This window comes from Luteimonas soli (genome assembly GCF_042648865.1).
Lineage (GTDB): Bacteria > Pseudomonadota > Gammaproteobacteria > Xanthomonadales > Xanthomonadaceae > Luteimonas > Luteimonas soli.
This window is the reverse complement of record NZ_JBHRYA010000007.1, coordinates 281,826-302,396: the sequence shown is the minus strand read 5'-3', so window position 1 is coordinate 302,396 and position 20,571 is coordinate 281,826. Positions and strand designations below refer to the sequence as shown.

Sequence of the window (20,571 nt, the reverse complement as noted above, 5' to 3'; positions counted from 1 at the left end):
GGGGTCGCGCACTCGTGAAGTTTTCGCGTCGAGGCTGAACATCGTCGCTCGCTGTTTTTCCTCTTCATGCGATGCGCCGGTTGAACCCGACACGCGATGGCCCCGTACACCGGCCCGGCGCTGCTGATCTTCATGAACGACAGCGCACGCCGGCGCGTGTCCGCCGCGCCCGCGCCGACCGCGGACCCGCGGCGCGCACGATTGCGTCTCCTGCGCGCCGAACCATGACCATCCGCCATGGCCGCCGCCGGCATTGCGCCCCACAATGCGCCGACAACCGTCCGGGAGAGACCCATCGTGCGCACCCTTTTCGCCCGCAATTCCCTCGCCGCCGCACTGGCGCTGGCGCTGCCGTTCGGCCTGGTCGCCTGCAAGCAGCCGGCCGCCGACGCCCCGTCCGCCAGCGCCGACGCCGCCAACCCCGCCACCACGAGCGACCAGCAGGCCGAAACCGCGCGCCTGAACGCCTGGTTCGACGAGAAGTACGAAGAGCAACTGCAGTTCAGCCCGATCCAGCTGACCTTCCTCGGCCGCAAGGATCTGTACGACCAGATCGACGACATGTCCGAGGCCGGCATCCGCAAGCGGGTGGACTGGCTGCAGGCATCGGTGAAGGAGATGGAAGCGGGCTTCGACCGGGACAAGCTCGGCCCCGAGGCGCAGCTGTCGTGGGACCTGTGGAAGAAGCAGGCCGAGCTCGCCCAGGCTGGCCTGCCCTTCCTCGACGACGGCTATCCGTTCGACCAGATGAACGGCATGCAGAGCCAGGCGCCGATGTTCATGATCAACTTCCACAAGGTTGATGACGAGTCCGACTACGTCGCCTACGTCTCGCGCCTGCGCAAGTTCGGCACGGCCTTCGACCAGCTGCTCGAACGCGGCCGCGCGTCCTCGGCCAAGGACATCCGTCCGCCGAAGTTCGCCTACGAGGGCGTGATCGACCAGTCGCGCAAGGTCGTCAGCGGTGCGCCGTTCGACGACGGCAAGGACAGCGCGCTGTGGGCCGATGCCCAGGCCAAGGCCGACGCGCTGGCCAAGGACGGCAAGATCACCGCCGAGCGCGCCGCGGAACTGAAGGAAGACGCGCGCAAGGCGCTGCTGGAAGTGGTCAAGCCCGCCTACGAGCGCGTGATCGCGTTCGCCGAGTCCGAGTTGCCCAAGGCCGCGGTGAACCCGACCGGCGTCGGCCAGACCCACCCCGACGGCGCCGCGTACTACGCCTACCAGCTCAAGCGGAACACCTCCACCGACATGACCGCCGAGCAGATCCACGAGCTCGGCCTGTCCGAAGTGGCGCGCCTGCGCGGCGAGCTGGAGAAGGTGCAGGCGCAGATCGGCTTCGAAGGCGACCTGCAGGCCTTCTTCAAGCACATGCAAAACGACCCCGCGCGCCTGTTCCCCAACACCGACGCCGGCCGCCAGGCCTATATCGACGAAGCCACCGCGGACATCGACAACATCAAGCAGCACCTGCCCGAGTACTTCGGCCTGCTGCCCAAGGCGGACCTGGTGGTCAAGCGCGTGGAAGCGTTCCGCGAGCAGGACGGCGCCGCGCAGCACTACTACCCGGCCACGCCCGACGGCTCGCGACCGGGCATCTACTACGCGCACCTGTCGGACATGAACTCGATGCCCAAGACCGAGCTGGAGGTGATCGCGTACCACGAGGGCATCCCCGGCCACCACATGCAGATCTCGATCGCGCAGGAACTCGAGGGCATCCCCAAGTTCCGCACCCAGGCCCGCACCACCGCCTACAGCGAAGGCTGGGGCCTGTACGCCGAATGGCTGGCCAAGGAAATGCCCGGCACCTACGAGACCCCGTATTCGGAGTACGGCCGCCTGATGTCGGAGATGTGGCGCGCGATCCGCCTGGTGGTCGACACCGGCATGCACGCCAAGGGCTGGACCGAGCAGCAGGCGGTGGACTACTTCCGCGCCAACAGCTCGGTGCCCGATGCGGCGATCAAGTCCGAGATCCAGCGTTACCTGGTCTTCCCCGGCCAGGCCACCGCCTACAAGGTCGGCATGATCAGGATCCAGGAGCTGCGCAGGAAGGCCGAGACCGAACTGGGCGACGACTTCGACATCCGCGGCTTCCACGACGCGGTGCTCGGCGGCGGCGCGTTGCCGCTGGACCTGCTGGAGCGTCGCGTGGACGGCTGGATCGCCGGGGAGAAGAAGACCACGGCCTGACGGCGGCCTGACGATCGCGGTCGATGCGAAAGGCCGGGCACATGCCCGGCCTTTTGCTCTTGAATGCCTGCAGGAGCGGCGGAAGTCCGGGAGAAGTCCGGGCAGGGGCAGCCCTACTCCGCCGCTGCCGGCGCGCCCATGTTGCCCCTGCTGTACATCCCCGAGCGATCGAAGCAGCAGGCGCGGCGCATGCCGGAGGCGAGCTTGTCGCAGGCGGTGTCGATGCGCCTGGCGCGCGTCTCGGCTTTCTTGCCCGAGATGATCCAGTGGATCCAGTCGCGTCGCGCGACGGGGGTGATGTCGTCCCAGGTCGCTTTTGCTTCAGGATTCGCGGCAAGCGCCTTGCGCAGGTCGGCTGGCACCTTGGGTTCCGGCTCCACTTCCACCGGCGCGATCTCGAGCGCGACCGTATCGCCCGCCACGACACCGGCGGCTTCGCGCAGGGCCTTGTCGACCTTGAGCCAGTGGCTGCCTTCGCCGTCCGGTTCCAGCGTCGCCTGGAACGCCTCGCCCTCGAGCGTGCCGTCGACGGTGACCATGCTGCGCGTGGGCAGCTTCGCGCTGGCCGTCTTCGGCAGCACGAGGAACGTCCATGCGGCATCCTTCGGGCTCTTCGGCCGCAGCAGCTTCGTCTTGAAGCGGATCTTCTTCGTTGCGTTTGCCATGACGACGAATCTACCACCGACGCCGATCGGGATGCCCGCCGAGAGAGTCAGGCCATCGCCTGCGTCGCCTGGCGCGGGCGCCAGCCGAGCAGGCGCGCGGGCAACGTCAACACCGCGTACAGGAACGCGAACAGCGCCGCGAAGGTGATGCCGACCAGGCGAAACGGCAGCAGCACCAGCCAGGCCAGCGGCCACAGCACCAGCGCCAACAGCGCGAGCGGCCAGCACAGCACGAACAGCACGCACCAGGCCAGCAGGGCGATCAGGGTTTTCATGGTCGGGCCTCCGGTGGAACGACGGCGCTGCACGCGCAGCAACCACCACCGTGCGGCCAGCGGCCCGCATCCGCAAGCCGAATGCGACGAAACGCCGGATATGGCGACGGACTAGCCAAGTCGCTTCTCGTAATCGTCGCGCGCATGCTGGTTGGTATAGGTGTCCAGGCCGTGGCCGGCATCGGCCAGACGCTGCAATCCAGCACGTGCACGGTGCCCGGCTGCCGGTCGTCGCAGCGGTAAGTCCTGCCTTGGTGGAAGCGGGTGATGATCCACCCGGGTCCGCAGCCGCAGGCTGCCACTCCCGGGTCACCGTCGGCCCGATAGCGCTTCATCGCCAGTCATCCCCGCGCCGCGACCACGCGAGTCCGGATCCGACCCGGTCGCGAACCCCCGCCTGACTTGAAATCCACGCCATCGCGCGCATATCCGCGTGTCCATGGCCATGCAATCCGGATCGCCCCGATGACCACGAGCACCGAAACCCAAGCCGAAACCCGCGCCTTCGAGGCCGAAGTCGCCCAGGTCCTGCACCTGGTGACGCACTCGCTGTACTCGCACAAGGAAATCTTCCTGCGCGAGCTGATCTCCAACGCCTCCGACGCCTGCGACAAGCTGCGCTTCGAATCCATCGCCAGCCCCGACCTGCTGGCCGGCGACGCCGAGCTGCGCATCGACGTGAGCTGGGACAAGGACGCGCGCACCATCACCATCCGCGACACCGGCATCGGCATGTCGCGCGACGAGGTGGTGGCCAATATCGGCAGCATCGCCAGCTCCGGCACGCGCCGCTTCCTGGAAGCGATGGGCAGCGAGCAGAAGGCCGACGCGCGCCTGATCGGCCAGTTCGGCGTCGGCTTCTACTCCGCCTTCGTGGTCGCCGACCGCGTCACCGTGCTCACCCGTCGCGCCGGCGCGGCGCCGGAGGACGGCGTGAAGTGGGACAGCGACGGCCGCGGCGAGTACACGCTCGAATCCGCCACCCTGCCCGAGCGCGGCACCACCGTCGTGCTGCACCTGAAGGACGGCGAGGACGAGTTCCTCGACGGCTGGAAGCTGCGCGGACTGGTGCGCAAGTACTCCGACCACGTCGCCTTCCCGATCCGCATGCCGAAGGAAGCGCCGGCCGGCGACGACGACAGTGACGACAAGAAAGCCGACGCCGCCCCCGAATGGGAAACCGCCAACGACGCCTCCGCGCTGTGGTCGCGACCCAAGTCGGAGATCAGCGACGAGGAGTACCAGGCCTTCTACAAGTCGCTCGGCCACGACTTCAACGACGCCGCGGCCTGGACCCACAACCGCGTCGAGGGCAGCCAGAGCTTCACCACCCTGCTGTACCTGCCGGCCAGGCCGCCGTTCGACCTGATGATGGGCGGGCGCGACGAGCGCAAGGGCCTGAAGCTGTACATCAAGCGCGTCTTCATCATGGACGCCGCCGAGGAATTGCTCCCCAACTACCTGCGCTTCGTGCGCGGCGTGGTCGACGCCGACGACCTGCCGCTCAACGTCAGCCGCGAACTGCTGCAGCACAACCGCCAGCTCGAACGCATCAAGGGCGCGTGCGTGAAGCGCGTTCTGGACCTGATCGAAAAGCTTTCGCGCGACGAGCCGGAAAAGTTCGCCGCCTTCCTCAGGGCCTTCGGCAACACGCTCAAGGAAGGCATCGTCGAGGACGCGAGCAACCGCGAGCGCATCGCAAAGCTGTTGCGCTTCGCCTCGACAAAAAGCGACGGCGAAGCGCAGACCGTGTCACTGGACGACTACGTCGGCCGCATGGCGCCCGGCCAGGACGCGATCTGGTACGTCACCGCCGACGGCTACCGCGCCGCCGCCGGCAGCCCGCAGCTCGAAGCCTTCCGCGCAAAGGACATCGAGGTGCTGCTGATGTCCGACCGCATCGACGAGTGGATGCTCGGCAACCTGCACGAGTACGCGGGCAAGCCGCTCAAGCACGTCGCCAAGGGCGAGTTGCCGCTGGACGCCGCCGACAAGGCCAGGCAGGAAGAAGCCGCCAAGGCCGCCGCGCCGCTGCTGGAGAAGCTCAAGCGCCTGCTCGGCGACCGCGTCGAGGACGTGCGCGTGTCCGCGCGCCTGACCGATTCGCCCTCGTGCCTGGCGATGTCCGAGTGGGAGATGGCCCCGCACCTGGCGCATCTGCTGCGCGAGGCCGGCCAGGACGTGCCGGAGAACAAGCCGACGCTGGAGATCAATCCCGCGCATCCGCTGCTCAGGCAGGTCGAAACCGAAACCGACGACGCCCGCGCCGCCGACCTGGCCACGCTGCTGCTCGAACAGGCGCTGCTCTCGGCCGGCGCGCAGCTGGTCGACCCGACGGCCTTCGTGCAGCGGATGAACCGGCTGCTGGCCGGCGCGGCCTGAGCCGGCCCGCGCGCCGCCGCGCGCAAGCGTGAACACCGGCCGCATCGCCGGACCACGCGCACAGTCCGCCCGGGGGCCGGCACGTTACGATGCCGGCCCCATGCCGCTTGCCGCAGGACAACCGTGAAGGCCCGCCGCTCCGACGCCCCCGCGGTGGCATGAGCAACGCATCACGTGGCGCGGCGCCCACCGCCCCGGACCGGACCGAACGCACGCACGCCTGGATCGCGGCGCTCGCGTCGGCGCTGTGGCACGCGCTGCTGCTCCTGCTGCTGGTGCTGTCCCCGCCGATCACCGTGACCGCGCCCGAGGCCGGCGGCGCAGCCGGCAGCCGCCTGCAGGTGACGTACATCGACGACGCGCTGCGGCCACCCTCGCCCGCACCCGTGCCCAACCCGCGCCCGGAACCGCCGCGCGAACGCCCCGCGCCCGCGCGCCCGGCCAGCCGCGTCCAGGCCACGCCGGTCGAGCAGGCCGATGACTCGCCGGCGCTCCAGGTGGTCGACATCCCGGCCACCCCGCCCGAGCCGGAATCCCCGCCATCCGACGTGCCGGAACCCGCCGCGCAGCGCCCCGCGCACGTGTGGGGCCAGCCGCCGGGCATGCTCCCGGAAGACCTCGCGCCGGCGAACGCGGGCCTGGCCCGCAGCCCCGGCACCAACCGCGGCCGCCGCAACGATACGGCCGCCTCCGGCACCAGCCTGGAGGTGGGCGGCTACCAGGTCTATTACGACCTGCTCGACGAAACCCGCCTGCGCGCCTGGCACGACGAAGGCATGACCGAACTCTTCCTGCCCCTGCCCGGCACGCAACGGCTGATGGTCTGCCCGCTGGAAACCGCGCTGCACCGCGAGTCCGGCGCCTGCCGCCTGGTCGAACCGGATGATCCGGAACTCGCGGCCATCGGCGACGCGCGCGACGTCATCACCATGCACCGCGTCTACCGGCTTGGCGAAGTGCTGTGGAGCGGGCCGGGCGCGTACCGGTGAGCCGCGGCCCGGCGGCACGCATGGCGTCCTGCCGCTGGCGGATCAACCGCAGGCTGGGTTGGCTCACCAATCCAGCGTGCCGCACCCGGGGCTCCGCCACGTGTCGAAAGGTCCCGGGTGCCCCGGATCAAGTCCGGAGTTACCCGCGCAACCCTGCTTTCGGGTTCGGCCGCAGGCCGGCGCGCTGCACGATCCACAGCCAGGCGAAGGCAAGCAGCGTCCCGCCGACGCCGTAGGCCGCATCGACCGGGTCGCGCGTGTTCAGCAGCGGAAGCAGGAACTCGTAGGCAAGGTTGCCCACGACCAGGAACAGCGCCGCCCACGCCACGTGTCGCAGCGCCACGCCCATCATCACCCACATGAAACCGATGCCGGCCAGCAGCAGGTACGACAGCGAGAAGTTGAAGACGTGGGTATAGAAACCCGGCACCAGGTCGATGACCGCCTGCCAGCGGAACACCCCGGGCTTGCGGCCGAGGAACAGCGCGAACGCCCCGGCGAACAGCACCAGGTGCAGCAGCGCCGCCCACACGGCGGGAACGAAGCGCATCACTGGCGGTCCGGCCTTGTCCATGCCGACGATGGTGCCCGCTGCCCCGCCTCCGGCACAAACCGGGCACGGTGATGACAACACGATGGTGACCAGGCGGGAGGCTTCAACCACCAGCGTGCGCGGTGAACACCGCCCGTTGCGCGGCGAACGCGCGCTGGTAGGCGGGTCGCGCTTCGCCGCGGGCGACGTAGGCGGCCACGCGCGGGAACGCATCCAGCAGGCCCGATGATCGCAGGCGCAGCAGCACATGCACCATCAGCAGGTCGGCGGCGCTGAAACCGCCGTCGAGCCAGTCGGCGTCGCCCAGGCGGGCCGACAGCTCGTCCAGCCGTTTGCGCACGCGCTCGTCGACAACGCGCAGGCGCTCCTCGAACCACGGCTTGTCGCGTTCGAACAGCGCGACCATCGAACGTTCCATGATCGGCGGATCCACGGTGCCGGTTGCAGCGAACATCCAGGCCAGCGCGCGCAGGCGCGACTCCGGATCGTCCGGCAGCAACCCGGCGTGTTGCTGCGCGATATGGAACACGATCGCCCCCGACTCGAACAGGACCAGGTCGCCGTCCTCGTAGGTCGGGATCTGACCGAACGGATTGCGCGCCCGATGCGCGGCTTGCTTGAGCGCCCGAAAGGAAACGAAGCGGACATCGTAGGGCTGGCCCACTTCCTCCAGCGCCCAGCGCACGCGCATGTCGCGCGCGAGGCCCTGGCCGCGGTCGGGTGAACGTTCAAAGGCGGTGATGGTCGGGGTCATCGTTTGTCTCGCACGGTCGATGGATGGATGCATCCGCCCGGCGAATGCATGCGACATGGAAGGGAGGCGCTGCGACGCCATCCGGGTCCACGGTGCGACGACGAACGACCAGGCATCGATTCGACATCTCTCCGGGCATGCAGCAGCACGCAGGCGACTCCCGCCCGGATCGGGGTTCGTTCTTCGAACGATTCCGGGCAAGATGACGGCCGTGAGAACCACTCCCGCTCCTGCACAAGGTGCACGCGATGAGGCATGACCAACCTGGGCAGCCGCTTGCCGACCTGTACAAGCCGGTGCCCTACCGCACCTCGCCTTTCGCGATCATCCTGCTGTGCGCAGTCGCCGCGGGCGCGGTCGTCATCTTCTCGAACCTCCGGTGGCCCGCGCTGAAGGATGCCGGCTGGTGGCAGCTCGCGATCTTCGCCGGCAGCGCGCTGGTGCTGGCGGCGATCGCATTCCCCGTCGTCCGTCGCTTCGAAGCGCGCGCCCTGGCCCGCCGCGAAGCGCGCGGCGAACCGCCCAGGATGGCCCGTACCGGGCTCGGCGCCTGGCTGTTCGCCACGCTCCTGTTCGGCGGCGGCGGCGTGTTCGTGATGTGGTCGGTGCTGACCAGCGACGACATCGACGTTGAGAAGCTGGGTGTCGCCCTGGCTTCGCTGGGCATCGGCATCGCCTGCGCGCGGCCGATCTGGACGCGCATCCGCCGACGCTAGCGCACTCTGCCGCAAGGGGAACAGGCGCCGGGCGGCTTGACGCCTTCTGTATCGTGGAGGCGACCCACGTTCCGGAAGTGCCTTCCATGCAGCAGCACGAACTCGACACCCTCTTCGACCAGCAGGCCGCCGGCTACGACGCGCAGTGGGCGCGGATGGCGCCGATCCGCGAGAGCCTGCACTTCCTGCTCGAAACCGTGTTCGCCGACCTGCCCGAAGACGCGCGCCTGCTGTGCGTCGGCGCCGGCACCGGCGCCGAGATCGCGCACCTGGCGCGGCGCTTCCCGCGCTGGCGCTTCCTCGCGCTCGACCCCGCACCGGGCATGATCGAAGCGTGCCGCGCGCGCGCCGAGAGCGACGGGTTCGCCGAACGTTGCGAGTTCCACGCCGGACTGGTGGAGACGCTTCCGGAAGACGCCGCGTTCGACGGCGCCACCTGCTTCCTCGTGTCGCAGTTCCTGCTCGACCCCGCCGAGCGCACCGCCTTCTTCGCCGCCATCGGCCGTCGTCTGCGCAAGGGCGGCACGCTCGCGTGGGCGGACCTGGCCTGGGACACCAGCGCGCCCGACTACCGCGCGATGCTGCAGCTGTGGATGCGCACCATGTCCGGCGCCGGCCTCGACAATGAGGCGATTGAACGCATGCGCGCGAACTACGCCCGCGACGTGGCGATCCTGCCGCCGGATCGCGTGGCGGCGCTGGTGGCCGATGCGGGATTCGAAACCCCGCTGCGCTTCCACCAGGCAGGGATGATCCACGGCTGGTGCGCGCGGCGGGTTTGATCGGGCGCGGTGGCGCGGCACTCCCGTCGCCAACGACCTTCGAAAGAGGCAGCCGAGCCACGGAAGCGGCCCCGGCCCCGTTCTTTTCCCGCGACCGCTCGCGATGCTGGCTGCATTGCCGCCTTTTCCGCGTTACAGACCGGAGACGGCCCGCCGCAGCCGCCCGAACGGCGGGAACGACCGGCAAGCCGCACCCGGAGAGGGAGAGCGTCGATGCACGACCCGAGCATCTTGCCGCTGCCGCAAGCGGCCACCTTCGTGCCACCGCGACGCAGGGTGTTCGCTGCCTCGATCGGACTGTTGCTGCTGGCGGCCGTGATCGCGGGCTTCTGGAACAGCTTCTTCTTCCGCGACGGCAGCGGCATCCCGCTCAAGCCCCATCTCGTGCTGCACGGCACCGTGGTCGCGGCGTGGTTCGTGCTGTTCGCGGCGCAGGCCCTGCTGGTCTCGACCGGCAACGTCGCCACGCACCGCCGGCTGGGCGTGCTGGCCGCCGTTGTTGCCGCGGGAGTGGTCGCCACCTCGCTGTTCACCATCCTGCATATCGTGCACAACTGGCGCGCGGACGGCATCGACGTCGACGCGCAGCGCGGCCTCATCGGGCTGATCGCCTGGGGCGACCTCGGCGCACTGGTGGCCTACGTCGTGTTCCTCGTGCGCGGCCTGCGCAAGCGCCGGCAGGCCGACGCGCACCGGCGCCTGATGCTGCTCGCCTCGTTCTCGATCATCTCGCCGGCGCTGATCCGCATCGCCGGGCTGCCGGCCTTCGCCGGGATCGACGCCATCCTGCTGACCATCGGAGGCCTGCTCCTGCTGGCCGCGATCCTCGTGCTGCACGACCTGCTCACCCTGCGGCGCGTGCACCGCGAAACGCTGTGGGGCGTCCCGTTCTTCCTGGTCGTGCACCTCGCACCCGCGTTCGCCCTGCCGGGCACCGCCCTGGATGCGTGGCTGCTGGCGTTGATGTGGTAACGCAGGACGCGCGGAAAGTTGACTCTGACCCTGCTTTGCGTCGTTCCCTCCACGTTGGAGTGAACCCGCGTTCTTCGTCGCCGCACGCGTCCGCGAACGCCCCGATCGCAAGGCTCAGACCCTTGCGCGCAAGGGTCCAGGGCTTGCGCGCAAGGGCCTGAGCCCGGCGCGCCAACGGAAAAGTCCCGACCGCCGGCGAAAAAGCCTTGCGCGCAAGGCGAAAAGCCTGGCGTTCCAACCGGATTGACCGGCGTTCCGACCGGATTGCCTCGCGCGCCGGCCTCCGCGACTCGAAACGCGATGCTTTTTGCTCCAGCCGCAAGCCGGAACGCCTTGCGCGCGAGGCTTTCTGGTTCGCGGCCCGACCAGAACGGTCGGGCGTCCAATGAAATTGGTCGGCGTTCGGACCTCAGCGGTCGGAGCGCGGCGCTTTTTGGCTTGCGCGCAAGGGTCAGACCCTTGCGCGCAGACCTGAAACCCTTGCACGCAAGCCAAATCGCCTCGCGCAGAGTCTCACGACGGCCCACATCGCCGGATCTTGCCGGCAGCCGGCCCGACCGGGCCCGCTGCCGGGCAGAAGGGCAGATTCACTTCTCAACAGCCACACAAGTGAACCGACTCCGTTCGACCAGTGCAGTGTTTCCCCGGCATCAGCGCGGCAGCAGCGTGATGTTCGGATGCGCTCCGATGATTTCCAGCACGATGTCGAAGTAGGTCTGTCCCGTCCCGGCCTCCAGCGCATCGAGTGCGCGCTGGAAGTGCGCGCTGTTGAAGCGCTCGGGCTGCGCCAGCTTGCCGAGCAGGTATTGTCGCGTCGTCCCGACGCCGAGCGCCTCGCGGTTCGCCTCGAAGTCCGTCCAGACCAGCGTCGCCGGCGCATCGCCGTCGAGCGCGCCATAACCGCCATACAGCATGTCGTCGAGCGCATCGAGGCTGGGGCCGAGCGTCCAGCCGACACCGACCATGAATACCCGGTTGATCTCGTCGTAGAACGACGGGATGTCGTGGATGCGTGTGCCGTCGAGGGTGAGGGTCTGGGTCATTGCAGCGCAAATCTACGCGCAATCAACCGACCATGAGAAGACAGGGGCCAGAGTGGACTTTCATTCCTCCCAGAACGGGGGCTTCGCGCGAAAAGTAAACCTGACCCCGTTCTTCGGCGTCGCTTCCTGAGCTTCGGCAGCAAGCTGTCCGGATCCAGCTTCGCCCGCAGGCACGAAGCGTTCTGACGGGCGCGTGATCGGCCCGCCGCGTTCGGGCCATCGTCCCTGGGCGCCGCCACCGATTGAAGACGACGATCGATCTTCTGTACCCTCGGTCCATCGCGTTCGCGCGATGGCGCTGGTTAGGGCACCGGACCAGCGTTGCATTCCCTACCGGGCGGGCGCTGCCAACCAGACAATGGAGGGCAGCACATGCCTGTCATCAACCGTCGGGAGCTTCTTGCCGGCAGCTTGGCCCTGCCGTTTCTTTCGCTGTCGGCTTCCGGGCAATCCCGGCCGCCATCCTCGAAACCATCCTTCGAATCCCGCCTGCGCCCCACGGTCCATACCGGGGTCGAGCGGTGGTCGCTGGCGGAAAGAATGTCGTTCCACGCCGTACCCGGCGTCGCCGTCGCCATCCTCCGCAATGGCGATGTGGAGGTGCTCGAAGGCTACGGTTCCAGGCTGGCGGGCAGCACCATGCCGGTGGGGCCGGACACGCTGTTCTCCGTCGGCTCGGTCAGCAAGGTGGCGACCGCGGCGCTGTGCCTGAAGCTCGTCGCCGACGGCATCCTGGACCTCGAAGCGGACGTTGGCCGCTGGCTGCGTCGCTGGCGCATCCCGCCGGGACCGGACGGCGATGAGACCGGCATTTCGCTGAGAATGCTCCTGTCGCACACGGCCGGCTTCAACGTGCACGGCTTCAAGGACTTCGACCCGTCCGCGCAGCTGCCATCGCTCGTGCAGATCCTCACCGGCGAACCCCCGGCCCTCAACAAGCCACTGGCGCGGATCGACCGCGCGGGCACGCGTTCCCGCTATTCCGGGGGCGGGTACATGGTCGTGCAGGCCGTCATCGAGGATGCGACCGGCCAGCCCTTCGATACCGTGGCGCAGCGGCACCTGTTCGAGCCGCTCGGCATGACCCGCAGCCGGTTCGATGCCACGCCCGCCCGGGACACCGCCGATATCGCGCATGCCCACGACGAAAGCGGCCGGCCCACCGCTCTCCCCCGCGGGTGGCAGAGCTTTCCCGAACTGGCGCCCTCCGGGCTGTGGGCGTCTGCCCGCGACCTGGGCCGCCTGGTCGGGGCGCTGGGCGAAAGCTATCGCGGACGCGATGGTTTCCTGCCGCGGGAACTGGCGTTCGACATGATGACCGAGGTCTCGCCCGGCACGTTCGGACTCGGGCTTCGCCTGGCCGGCGAGGGCGCGTCGCGGATCTTCCACCACGCAGGCGCCAACGACAGCTACAAGGCCTACATCGAAGGCAACCTGCTGACGGGCGACGGGCTGGTGATCCTGACCAACGGCGAGCGCGGCGGCGTCCTGGGCGACGAGATCCGCAACGCGGTATCCGATGTGCTCGGCTGGCCGGGCGACTGGTCCGTCCGGATCAGTTCCACCGCTGCATCGGAACTCTTCGACGGCTTCACCGGCCGCTATGCACGGCGCGCCAGCCAGAGCCCGGTCCTGGCCGGCATCCTGGACACCAGGATCGAGGCGGAGGAACTGGTGGTCAGCCGCACCGCCGAGGGACTCGCGCTGGAGGCCGATGGCCGGCTGCAATCCCTGAAACCCGTCAGCAGCCATCGATTCGTCTTCCCGGACGCCTACGTCCCCGCCGGCACCCTGCAGATCGTGTTCGACAGGGGAAGCGATCGACAAGTCGCGCAAGCCAGGCTCATCGCCGATGACGGGGTGCTGGTGTTCGACCGTGCGGGTGCCGGGTCCACGTAGAACGCACGGGATCTCGAGCCGATATCGAAGGCGCGCAGGCCTTGAAGCAAACTGACCCTGACACCTTTTTCGCTTTGAGTCTCACGACGGCCCACATCGCCGGATCTTGCCGGCAGCCGGCCCGACCAGGCCCGCTGCCGGGCAGAAGGGCAGATTCACTTCTCAACAGCCACACAAGTGAACCGACTCCGTTCGACCAGTGCAGTGTTTCCCCGGCATCAGCGCGGCAGCAGCGTGATGTTCGGATGCGCTCCGATGATTTCCAGCACGATGTCGAAGTAGGTCTGTCCCGCCCCGGCCTCCAGCGCATCGAGTGCGCGCTGGAAGTGCGCGCTGTTGAAGCGCTCGGGCTGCGCCAGCTTGCCGAGCAGGTATTGTCGCGTCGTCTCGACGCCGAGCGCCTCGCGGTTCGCCTCGAAGTCCGTCCAGACCAGCGTCGCCGGCGCATCGCCGTCGAGCACGCCGTAACCGCCGTACAACATGTCGTCGAGCGCATCGAGGCTGGGGCCGAGCGTCCAGCCGACACCGACCATGAATACCCGGTTGATCTCGTCGTAGAACGACGGGATGTCGTGGATGCGCGTGCCGTCGAGGGTGAGGGCCTGGGTCATTGCAGCGCAAATCTACGCGCAATCAACCGATCATGAGAAAACAGGGGCCAGAGTGGACTTTCATTCCTCCCAGAACGGGGACTTCGCGCGAAAAGTAAACCTGACCCCGTTCTTCCCACCCCGTTCTTCCCTTGCCCGGCAGCCGGCCCGACCGGGCCGGCTCACGGCGGAACGCGCCGGCAGTCCAGCGGGCGCGGCAGTTGTCGACCACAACGGCAACGCCATGGCGCAGGGCGTGGAGAGAACGGCTGCCCCGAGATGCTTCCGAGGGAAGTGGCGGCTCCTTTCGGCCAGAAGCGGACGCTGGGTACAAGGTCGACTCCGACCCCGTTTTGGTCGGCCTGCGTGCCTTTGCCAAGGCGATGACATGCGCGTACGTTGACCCACCCGGCAACTGCTACACAGTTTCAGACCGTTGGTGACTGCTCCGGCCAAGAATCAACGTTCGATCAACGTACGAATCAGGCTGCCTGCTCGCGGAACTTGTTAAGCAAAAGTTGCCAGTATCCAACGTCGATCCACCGATTCCGCTTGAAGCCCACCTGCTTGAAGTGGGCAACTTTCTCGAAACCAAGCCGCTCATGCAATGCGATGCTGGCGTCGTTCGGCAGCGCGATGCCGCCGATGACGGTATGAATGCCTTGGGCGCGCAGGCGATCAATCAGCACGGTGTACAGCGCCCGCCCGATGCCTTGCCCCCGGCTTGACTGATCCAGATATACCGTCGATTCGGCCGAGTGCCGATAGGCGCAGCGCCCCTTCCATCTGGAAGCGTAGGCGTAACCGACAACCGAGCCGCTCTCCGTCGCAGCGAGCCACGGGAGCTGCAACTCGTCTGCTTCCGCGAGCCGCTCACGCATGTCCTGCGCCGAGACGGTGTCGGTTTCGAAGGTGGTACAGGTATTTGCGACATATGGGTTATAGATCGCGGCGATTGCTGCCGCGTCATCGACCGTGGCATTGCGGATGTCCATGCGAATCGTCTTCCGGCAAGCAACATTGCCTGCAAAGGCGGGGATTGTCCGGGGAAAGATCCCTGCGAATCAATTGCCCCACTGGCTCACGCCGGGTCTCCATCAGCTGCTGCATTTGTCGCTCGACACCATGAGCCGACACGACATGGTGCCTGTCAGGTAGCCACTGCAGGATTGTCTTCGACCGCACCGGACTCCTGGGCGAGGCGACGGGCCGCATCGGCGCCCTTCCGCTCGCTGTAGCGATCAACCAGGTAGTCGCTCCGTCCGCGCACGAGCAGGGTGAACTTCATCAACTCCTCCATGACGTCCACGACGCGGTCGTAGAAGGGAGAAGGTCGCATCCGGCCTCCTTCGTCGAACTCCTGCCAGGCCTTGGCCACAGAAGACTGGTTGGGAATCGTCACCATCCGCATCCAACGCCCGAGCACGCGCAGCGTATTGACCACGTTGAACGACTGCGAGCCTCCGCACACCTGCATGACTGCGAGTGTCCTCCCCTGTGTGGGCCGCACGCTGCCGTCCTCGAGGGGAAGCCAGTCGATCTGGTTCTTGAACACTCCGGTTATCGTCCCGTGCCGTTCGGGCGAAACCCAAACTTGGCCTTCCGACCACTGCGACCATTCACGTAGCTGCTGGACCTTGGGGTGGTTGCGGTCGACGCTGTCCAGCAACGGCAGCCCGTCGGGATCGAACACCCGTGTGTCGGCACCGAGCTTGCGCAGGATGCGCTCAGCCTCCAGCGCCAGCTTGCGGCTGTAGGACTGCGACCGCAGCGAGCCGTACAGAAGCAGGATACGAGGCGGATGCGCGCTGGCGTCGACGCCCAGGACATCGTGCCGCGGGGCTGGCAAAAGGGCGGGAGTCAGTTGAGGAAGGTCCGGACTTTCGGGGGGTTGCTGGCCGATATTCATTCTATTATTCTAAAATAATGGAAACCAATCAGGCAATCACCGCATTGACGGCGCTCGGGCACTCCACACGTCTTGCTGCCTTCCGGCTGCTTGTCGAGGCCGGTCCCAAAGGCCGCATGGCCGGAGAGATCGGCGAAGCGCTGGTCGTGCCTGGGGCGACCCTGTCCTTTCACCTGAAGGAGCTCGTCCATGCGGGCCTGGTCGACAGCGAGAACCGCGGCCGCAATGTCTGCTACCGCGCCAACTTCGAGGTGATGAACGGACTCGTCGCCTACCTGACCCACAACTGCTGCGTCGGCGCACCGGACGACGGGTGCGCCCCTGCAACCGGTTGCGCCTGCTGACCGCTTGCCCTGTCCATCCAACCCGAGCCTTCTCCATGAAACGTCGCGCACTCTTCCTCTGTACGGGCAATTCCGCTCGCAGCGTGCTGGCCGAGGCCACGCTGCGCGCCTGGGCCGGCCACCGCTTCGAGGCCTTCAGTGCCGGTAGCCAGCCCACTGGTGCCGTCAATTCGTATGCACTTCAGCAATTGGAAGTCGAAGGCATCCCGACCGTCGGCCTGCGCAGCAAATCCTGGGACGAGTTTGCGGCCCCGGGCGTGGCTCCGATGGATCTGGTGGTGACCGTCTGCGACTCGGCCGCGACCGAAACCTGTCCGGTCGTGTTCGGCGATTTCCTGCGGGTGCACTGGGGGCTGCCTGACCCGGCGGCGGTCGAAGGCGACGACACCGTCAAGCGCGAAGCCTTCCGCCAGGCCCACCGAATCGTCAAGGCGCGGCTGCTGGCGCTGCTGGCGCTGCCCTCGGCCATCTGGGAAGACCGCACAGGCTTGAAGCAGGCGCTCGATCGCATTGGATTCGTGGAGCCGGACGACGAGGCGCAATATCGTGACTGATGCGGCGCCCCGCATGGGAACGTTCGAGCGTTACCTGACCTTGTGGGTGGGACTGTGCATTGTTGCCGGCACCACGCTCGGGAACTTGTTCCCCGACACGTTTGCCGTCCTCGGCCGCATTGAGCTTGCCAAGGTCAACCTGCCCGTCGCCGCGCTGATCTGGCTGATGATCATCCCCATGCTGCTGAAGGTCGACTTCGGCGCAATGCGCGACGTAGGCACGCACTGGCGGGGCATCGGCGTCACGCTGTTCATCAACTGGGCGGTCAAACCGTTTTCCATGGCGCTGCTGGGGTGGATATTCCTCCGGCACATCTTCGTGGACTGGTTGCCAGCCGATCAGATCGACTCCTACATGGCGGGCTTGATCCTGCTGGCCGCGGCGCCGTGCACTGCCATGGTGTTCGTATGGAGCAACCTGTGCCGGGGTGACGCCAACTTCACCCTCAGTCAGGTCGCCCTCAATGACGCCATCATGGTCGTGGCCTTCGCGCCGCTGGTGGCGCTGCTGCTGGGGCTGTCGTCGATCACTGTGCCTTGGGACACGTTGGCGTTGTCCGTTGGCCTGTACATCTTGGTGCCGGTGGCCCTTGCGGTTGTGCTTCGTCGCTGGTTGTTGGCCGATGGCGACACCGCAAGGCTGGACGCGACGCTTGCACGCCTCGGGCCGATATCACTGGTTGCGTTGCTGGCAACACTTCTGTTGCTGTTCGGCTTTCAAGGACAACAGATCATCGAGAAGCCCGCGATCATCGCGACTCTGGCGGTTCCGATCCTGATCCAGGTGTACTTCAACTCTGGACTCGCCTACCTGTTGAATCGCAGGTTGGGTGTGGCGCATTGCGTCGCCGGACCATCCGCACTGATCGGGGCGAGCAACTTCTTTGAACTTGCGGTTGCCACAGCGGTTGCGCTGTTCGGGGTGCAATCGGGCGCGGCGCTGGCAACCGTGGTCGGCGTGTTGATCGAAGTGCCGGTGATGCTATCGGTGGTGAAGATCGTGAACCGCTCGCGATGCTGGTATGAGCGGGCGCTGCCAGGCGTGTAGGGAGGAAGGCCCGCTTTGGGTCGCAAGCCGACACTGGCTGGCCATGGCCGACACGCTAGTCCGCTTCGACCCGAACACTTGTGCCTCCGATCGGTGTACGCACCGGCCGACAACGCAGCTCAGCGAATCCGCAGGAAACTTCCTAAGCATGTTCCGGCGCGTTGTCGGCTGACGCTTCGCGGCGGCTGATCCGACTCCTCAGCGCGCTGATCATCGCTGCGTACTTCTCAGCTACCTTGCGGTTCTTCTCGTAATAAAGGTCCTTTGTGTTGCCGGTGCGCATGGCCAACTCGATGAACTGTTCCGCCTCGCGCAAAAGACGCGAGCTCGATCGCGCGTAAGGTTGGCGAGCAACCGCGTGGTATCGCGCGATTGCGCGCCTCAGCATGCACAGAGCGGTGGTTTTGCCCAGTTCCTCCGCCCGCGCGATCGACTTGTCGCCGGGACCCAGCTGGCCCTGCTTGTAGAGGATCAGGCCCAGTGTCAGGTGGGCATCGGCGTTCTTGGGGTCGAGGTCGACGGCCGCCTGAGCTACGGGGAGCGCCGCCGCCGCATCACGTATGGTTCGAAAGAGGAACGACGCGTACCGCTCACGCAGCGCCGCATTCAACGGCTCGTCCTGCAGTGCCAGCTCGAAGAGCTCTCGGGCACCCGTATGATCCTTTTTGAAGGTCGCGATCTTCGCCGCCTTCGCGAATTCACTCCGGAAAGCATCCGCCACACGATCCTGGCGATAGTTCTTGGCGATCTCAAAGCGCTCCGTTGCGAGCTTGTCGACTCGAGTCGCGATCTTCTCTAGCTTCTCCGCGTCGTGGCCGACCAAACGCTTCTTCTTCTGCCTGAAGAACTCCTTAGCTAGCTCGACGATCTCCATGTCGTACGTCTCACCGTGGTCAACGACCGTGGCGAAGTAGGTTTCGGCTAGGCTCGCCTGGAACTCCGCGTGCTGCACGCCAATCTCGCGACAAACATCGCCCACCGACTTTCCATCGACGGGCGTGACCAACAGAACGAGGGTCATAAAGACATCCTGGACGGTCGGCAGCATTCGCTGCCACGCGTCTTCGTACAGAAATTCTAGGAGCTCATCGTTGGTTTTGCGCAATATTTGGTCCAAGCCTTCCTGCACGCTCGATGACGATCGCGCGACGTATCGCACCAGTGTGTCGATGAGCAGCGGCTTATACATCAGTTGCTCGCAGGCACGACGCAACTTCGCGTCGCCCGACTGCTTGATCGCGACCGCCCCATATACGTCACCGAGCCGCTGGATGAGCGTGAGAGCTTCGGGATCCGAAAGTTTGGCGACAGGCACAGGCTCGGCGGCGAGCAGCTCCCGCCGTCGAGACGTGATGACGACCCGCCCGATGGACCTCGCCACGTGCTTGAGGAAATCGCCCAAGGCCTCAGCGTCAGCGGTGGACGTCGCGAGCGTTTCGGTATTGTCGATGATGAGCAGCACGTCATCACGGGAGAAGCCCTCTGCCCTCAGTTCGCCTGCCGCCTTGTCGACGAGGGCGCGGCCCTCGGCCCGGTACCACTCCCGGCTCAGGACAGGGCGGAGGCAGTACATCAGCTCCCGGACGCTGTCCTCCATCGCCTCGGACATGCCCTTAATGTGGATGAGTCCATCCTCCGACCATCGTGTTCGTTTGGCCGTGTAATAGCTGATGATTGACGGCACCGGCGCCTTGATTTCGTCCTCGCCTTCGATGAGCGAATTAAAGAACTCGAGCACCAATGTAGTCTTGCCGAAGCCGCCATCACCGAATACGAGGCATGGACGGTAGTCGGTCATTTCGTCGAACCAGTCGACAAGTTTTTCGAGTTCGCGCTTTCGCCCAACGAACGTCGACGTCTGTCGACCCGGGATGTTGTGAAGCACGAGCTTTGACCCGTCGCTGGACGGGACTTCGGTCCAGCGGAACTTGTCCGGCCGCACTCCGTCGGCGACGAAAACGTTGGTCGCGGGTAGATCGACAGTCAGCACGCGAGCGTTGTGCAACGACAGCAGCTGCGCATGCAGCTTCCAGACACCTCGGCTGGGACCGACCTTCGTGACGACGATCGGGCGCTCGTCAATGACAAGCGGCGTGGTGATCCGCACGTCGATATCGCCGACGCGGATATGCAAGCCAGCCTTCGTGCTCGTGGGCAACACGCCGGTATCGACCGCCAAGAGCCGCATGATGAGTGCTTCGGTTTTCTCGGACCACAAGGCGGAAGTGGGCGCATCGACGACCCCGTGGCCCAAGCGTTGATTGCGAAATCGGACCCATTCACTCAACGCAGAGACAAGCGGCGGATCGCCGGCATCACTCGTCTCGAACCAGCCACGGAAGTACTGGCGCGACACCATGCCGCGAATCGCCGGAACGAGGTGATCGAGGACTTCGATGGGCAAGCCGTCCGATGGCTGGCCGAAACGGTCGAGGTACCCCTCCAACTCCCAGTCGTGCTCTGTCGCGGGCGCCGATTGATGGACGATCTCGATCGCGCAGATCGCCGCACTCTGGAGCACGGACCGGAGGATTGAGGACAGGTGTGTGAGCGCCGCGACGCCGGGGCTAAGCCCACGAGCAATGGCGAGTTCGGATTGATAGAGGCTATGCATGTCGCATCCGCATACGTTGAAGATGCGCGCATCCCGTGCGCATCCAGTCGATACAGCAAAAGATCAATTCCCCAATCGCACCGTACCGCGCCCCGGTGACGCGCACAACGCGGTCCAACCCCGTGGGCTGGTGGCGGCCGCGAAGGCTTGCCAAGGCGGGCGCCAGTCGCACTGCCGTCAAGACACGCGGCTCACGATAGCGGCAATTAGGCTCGCCGCGGAGCCCGGCGCGGCTGCGACTTTGGCCAAGGCGTAAATGGTCGCTACCCGCTCAGCGCTGCGAGAA

Annotated in this window: 20 protein-coding genes; 11 read left to right on the top strand and 9 right to left on the bottom strand. The window is 66.6% G+C overall.

Annotated features, from left to right (window positions below; genetic code table 11):
- The first annotated feature begins 96 nt into the window (after positions 1-96).
- Both ACFONC_RS08785 and ACFONC_RS08780 read left to right on the top strand, forming a co-directional pair.
- On the top strand, positions 97-228 hold the full coding sequence (locus tag ACFONC_RS08785) for a hypothetical protein (protein WP_386743356.1): 132 nt from the start codon (positions 97-99) through the stop codon (positions 226-228).
- Positions 229-297: 69 nt separating this feature from the next.
- On the top strand, positions 298-2,196 hold the full coding sequence (locus ACFONC_RS08780; RefSeq protein WP_386743355.1) for a DUF885 domain-containing protein: 1,899 nt from the start codon (positions 298-300) through the stop codon (positions 2,194-2,196).
- A 113-nt stretch (positions 2,197-2,309) separates the two neighbouring features.
- Here ACFONC_RS08780 and ACFONC_RS08775 read toward each other — a convergent pair whose 3' ends face one another.
- The gene (locus ACFONC_RS08775) at positions 2,310-2,861 is read right to left on the bottom strand and encodes a YdeI/OmpD-associated family protein (protein ID WP_386743354.1); all 552 of its coding nucleotides are present in this window, start codon (positions 2,859-2,861) and stop codon (positions 2,310-2,312) included.
- Positions 2,862-2,908: 47 nt separating this feature from the next.
- A complete protein-coding gene (locus ACFONC_RS08770; protein WP_386743353.1) occupies positions 2,909-3,136 on the bottom strand; it encodes a hypothetical protein in 228 nt (75 codons plus the stop codon).
- Between the two features lie 465 nt (positions 3,137-3,601).
- Between ACFONC_RS08770 and htpG the strand changes: the two genes are divergently transcribed.
- Together htpG and ACFONC_RS08760 are read left to right on the top strand one after the other, a co-directional pair.
- On the top strand, positions 3,602-5,518 hold the full coding sequence (gene htpG, locus ACFONC_RS08765; RefSeq protein WP_386743352.1) for a molecular chaperone HtpG: 1,917 nt from the start codon (positions 3,602-3,604) through the stop codon (positions 5,516-5,518).
- 158 nt (positions 5,519-5,676) lie between these two features.
- Positions 5,677-6,507, top strand: a complete 831-nt coding sequence (locus ACFONC_RS08760; RefSeq protein ID WP_386743351.1) for a type II toxin-antitoxin system RelE/ParE family toxin — start codon at positions 5,677-5,679, stop codon at positions 6,505-6,507.
- A gap of 139 nt (positions 6,508-6,646) precedes the next feature.
- On the opposite strand, the gene ACFONC_RS08755 is transcribed toward ACFONC_RS08760, so the two are convergent.
- Positions 6,647-7,081, bottom strand: coding sequence for a hypothetical protein (locus tag ACFONC_RS08755; RefSeq protein WP_386743350.1), 435 nt, complete (start codon positions 7,079-7,081; stop codon positions 6,647-6,649).
- An 82-nt stretch (positions 7,082-7,163) separates the two neighbouring features.
- Positions 7,164-7,814, bottom strand: a complete 651-nt coding sequence (locus tag ACFONC_RS08750) for a glutathione S-transferase family protein (RefSeq protein ID WP_386743349.1) — start codon at positions 7,812-7,814, stop codon at positions 7,164-7,166.
- Positions 7,815-8,062: 248 nt separating this feature from the next.
- Here ACFONC_RS08750 and ACFONC_RS08745 point away from each other — a divergent pair, with 248 nt between their 5' ends.
- The 3 genes from ACFONC_RS08745 to ACFONC_RS08735 all read left to right on the top strand — a co-directional run bounded on the left by ACFONC_RS08745 (position 8,063) and on the right by ACFONC_RS08735 (position 10,284).
- Positions 8,063-8,530 carry a hypothetical protein gene (locus ACFONC_RS08745; RefSeq protein WP_386743348.1) on the top strand — a complete coding sequence of 156 codons (468 nt, stop codon included), beginning with the start codon at positions 8,063-8,065 and terminating at the stop codon, positions 8,528-8,530.
- Between the two features lie 86 nt (positions 8,531-8,616).
- A complete protein-coding gene (locus ACFONC_RS08740; protein WP_386743347.1) occupies positions 8,617-9,312 on the top strand; it encodes a class I SAM-dependent methyltransferase in 696 nt (231 codons plus the stop codon).
- Between the two features lie 213 nt (positions 9,313-9,525).
- Positions 9,526-10,284, top strand: a complete 759-nt coding sequence (locus ACFONC_RS08735) for a hypothetical protein (protein ID WP_386743346.1) — start codon at positions 9,526-9,528, stop codon at positions 10,282-10,284.
- A 650-nt stretch (positions 10,285-10,934) separates the two neighbouring features.
- Here ACFONC_RS08735 and ACFONC_RS08730 read toward each other — a convergent pair.
- Positions 10,935-11,327: a barstar family protein gene (locus ACFONC_RS08730; protein ID WP_386743345.1), complete on the bottom strand. Its 393-nt coding sequence runs from the start codon at positions 11,325-11,327 to the stop codon at positions 10,935-10,937.
- Between the two features lie 372 nt (positions 11,328-11,699).
- Between ACFONC_RS08730 and ACFONC_RS08725 the strand changes: the two genes are divergently transcribed.
- Positions 11,700-13,226: a serine hydrolase domain-containing protein gene (locus ACFONC_RS08725; RefSeq protein WP_386743344.1), complete on the top strand. Its 1,527-nt coding sequence runs from the start codon at positions 11,700-11,702 to the stop codon at positions 13,224-13,226.
- Positions 13,227-13,444: 218 nt separating this feature from the next.
- Here ACFONC_RS08725 and ACFONC_RS08720 read toward each other — a convergent pair whose 3' ends face one another.
- The 3 genes from ACFONC_RS08720 to arsH form a co-directional block, all read right to left on the bottom strand.
- Entirely contained in the window at positions 13,445-13,837 is a 393-nt protein-coding gene (locus ACFONC_RS08720) for a barstar family protein (RefSeq protein ID WP_386743343.1), read from the bottom strand.
- A gap of 461 nt (positions 13,838-14,298) precedes the next feature.
- Complete coding sequence (locus ACFONC_RS08715; protein ID WP_386743342.1) at positions 14,299-14,811, bottom strand: arsinothricin resistance N-acetyltransferase ArsN1 family B; 513 nt, start codon at positions 14,809-14,811, stop codon at positions 14,299-14,301.
- Between the two features lie 155 nt (positions 14,812-14,966).
- On the bottom strand, positions 14,967-15,725 hold the full coding sequence (gene arsH / locus ACFONC_RS08710) for an arsenical resistance protein ArsH (RefSeq protein WP_386743341.1): 759 nt from the start codon (positions 15,723-15,725) through the stop codon (positions 14,967-14,969).
- A 17-nt stretch (positions 15,726-15,742) separates the two neighbouring features.
- Between arsH and ACFONC_RS08705 the strand changes: the two genes are divergently transcribed.
- The 3 genes from ACFONC_RS08705 to arsB are packed head-to-tail and all read left to right on the top strand — an operon-like array spanning position 15,743 to position 17,671.
- Complete coding sequence (locus ACFONC_RS08705; RefSeq protein WP_386743340.1) at positions 15,743-16,069, top strand: ArsR/SmtB family transcription factor; 327 nt, start codon at positions 15,743-15,745, stop codon at positions 16,067-16,069.
- Positions 16,070-16,104: 35 nt separating this feature from the next.
- Entirely contained in the window at positions 16,105-16,623 is a 519-nt protein-coding gene (locus tag ACFONC_RS08700) for an arsenate reductase ArsC (RefSeq protein ID WP_386743339.1), read from the top strand.
- A 13-nt stretch (positions 16,624-16,636) separates the two neighbouring features.
- Positions 16,637-17,671 (top strand): ACR3 family arsenite efflux transporter, encoded by a 1,035-nt coding sequence (gene arsB / locus ACFONC_RS08695; protein ID WP_386743338.1) that lies wholly within the window; start codon positions 16,637-16,639, stop codon positions 17,669-17,671.
- A gap of 142 nt (positions 17,672-17,813) precedes the next feature.
- Here the strand turns inward: arsB and ACFONC_RS08690 are convergent, their stop codons facing one another.
- Entirely contained in the window at positions 17,814-20,285 is a 2,472-nt protein-coding gene (locus ACFONC_RS08690) for a hypothetical protein (protein ID WP_386743337.1), read from the bottom strand.
- Between the last annotated feature and the right edge of the window lie 286 nt (positions 20,286-20,571).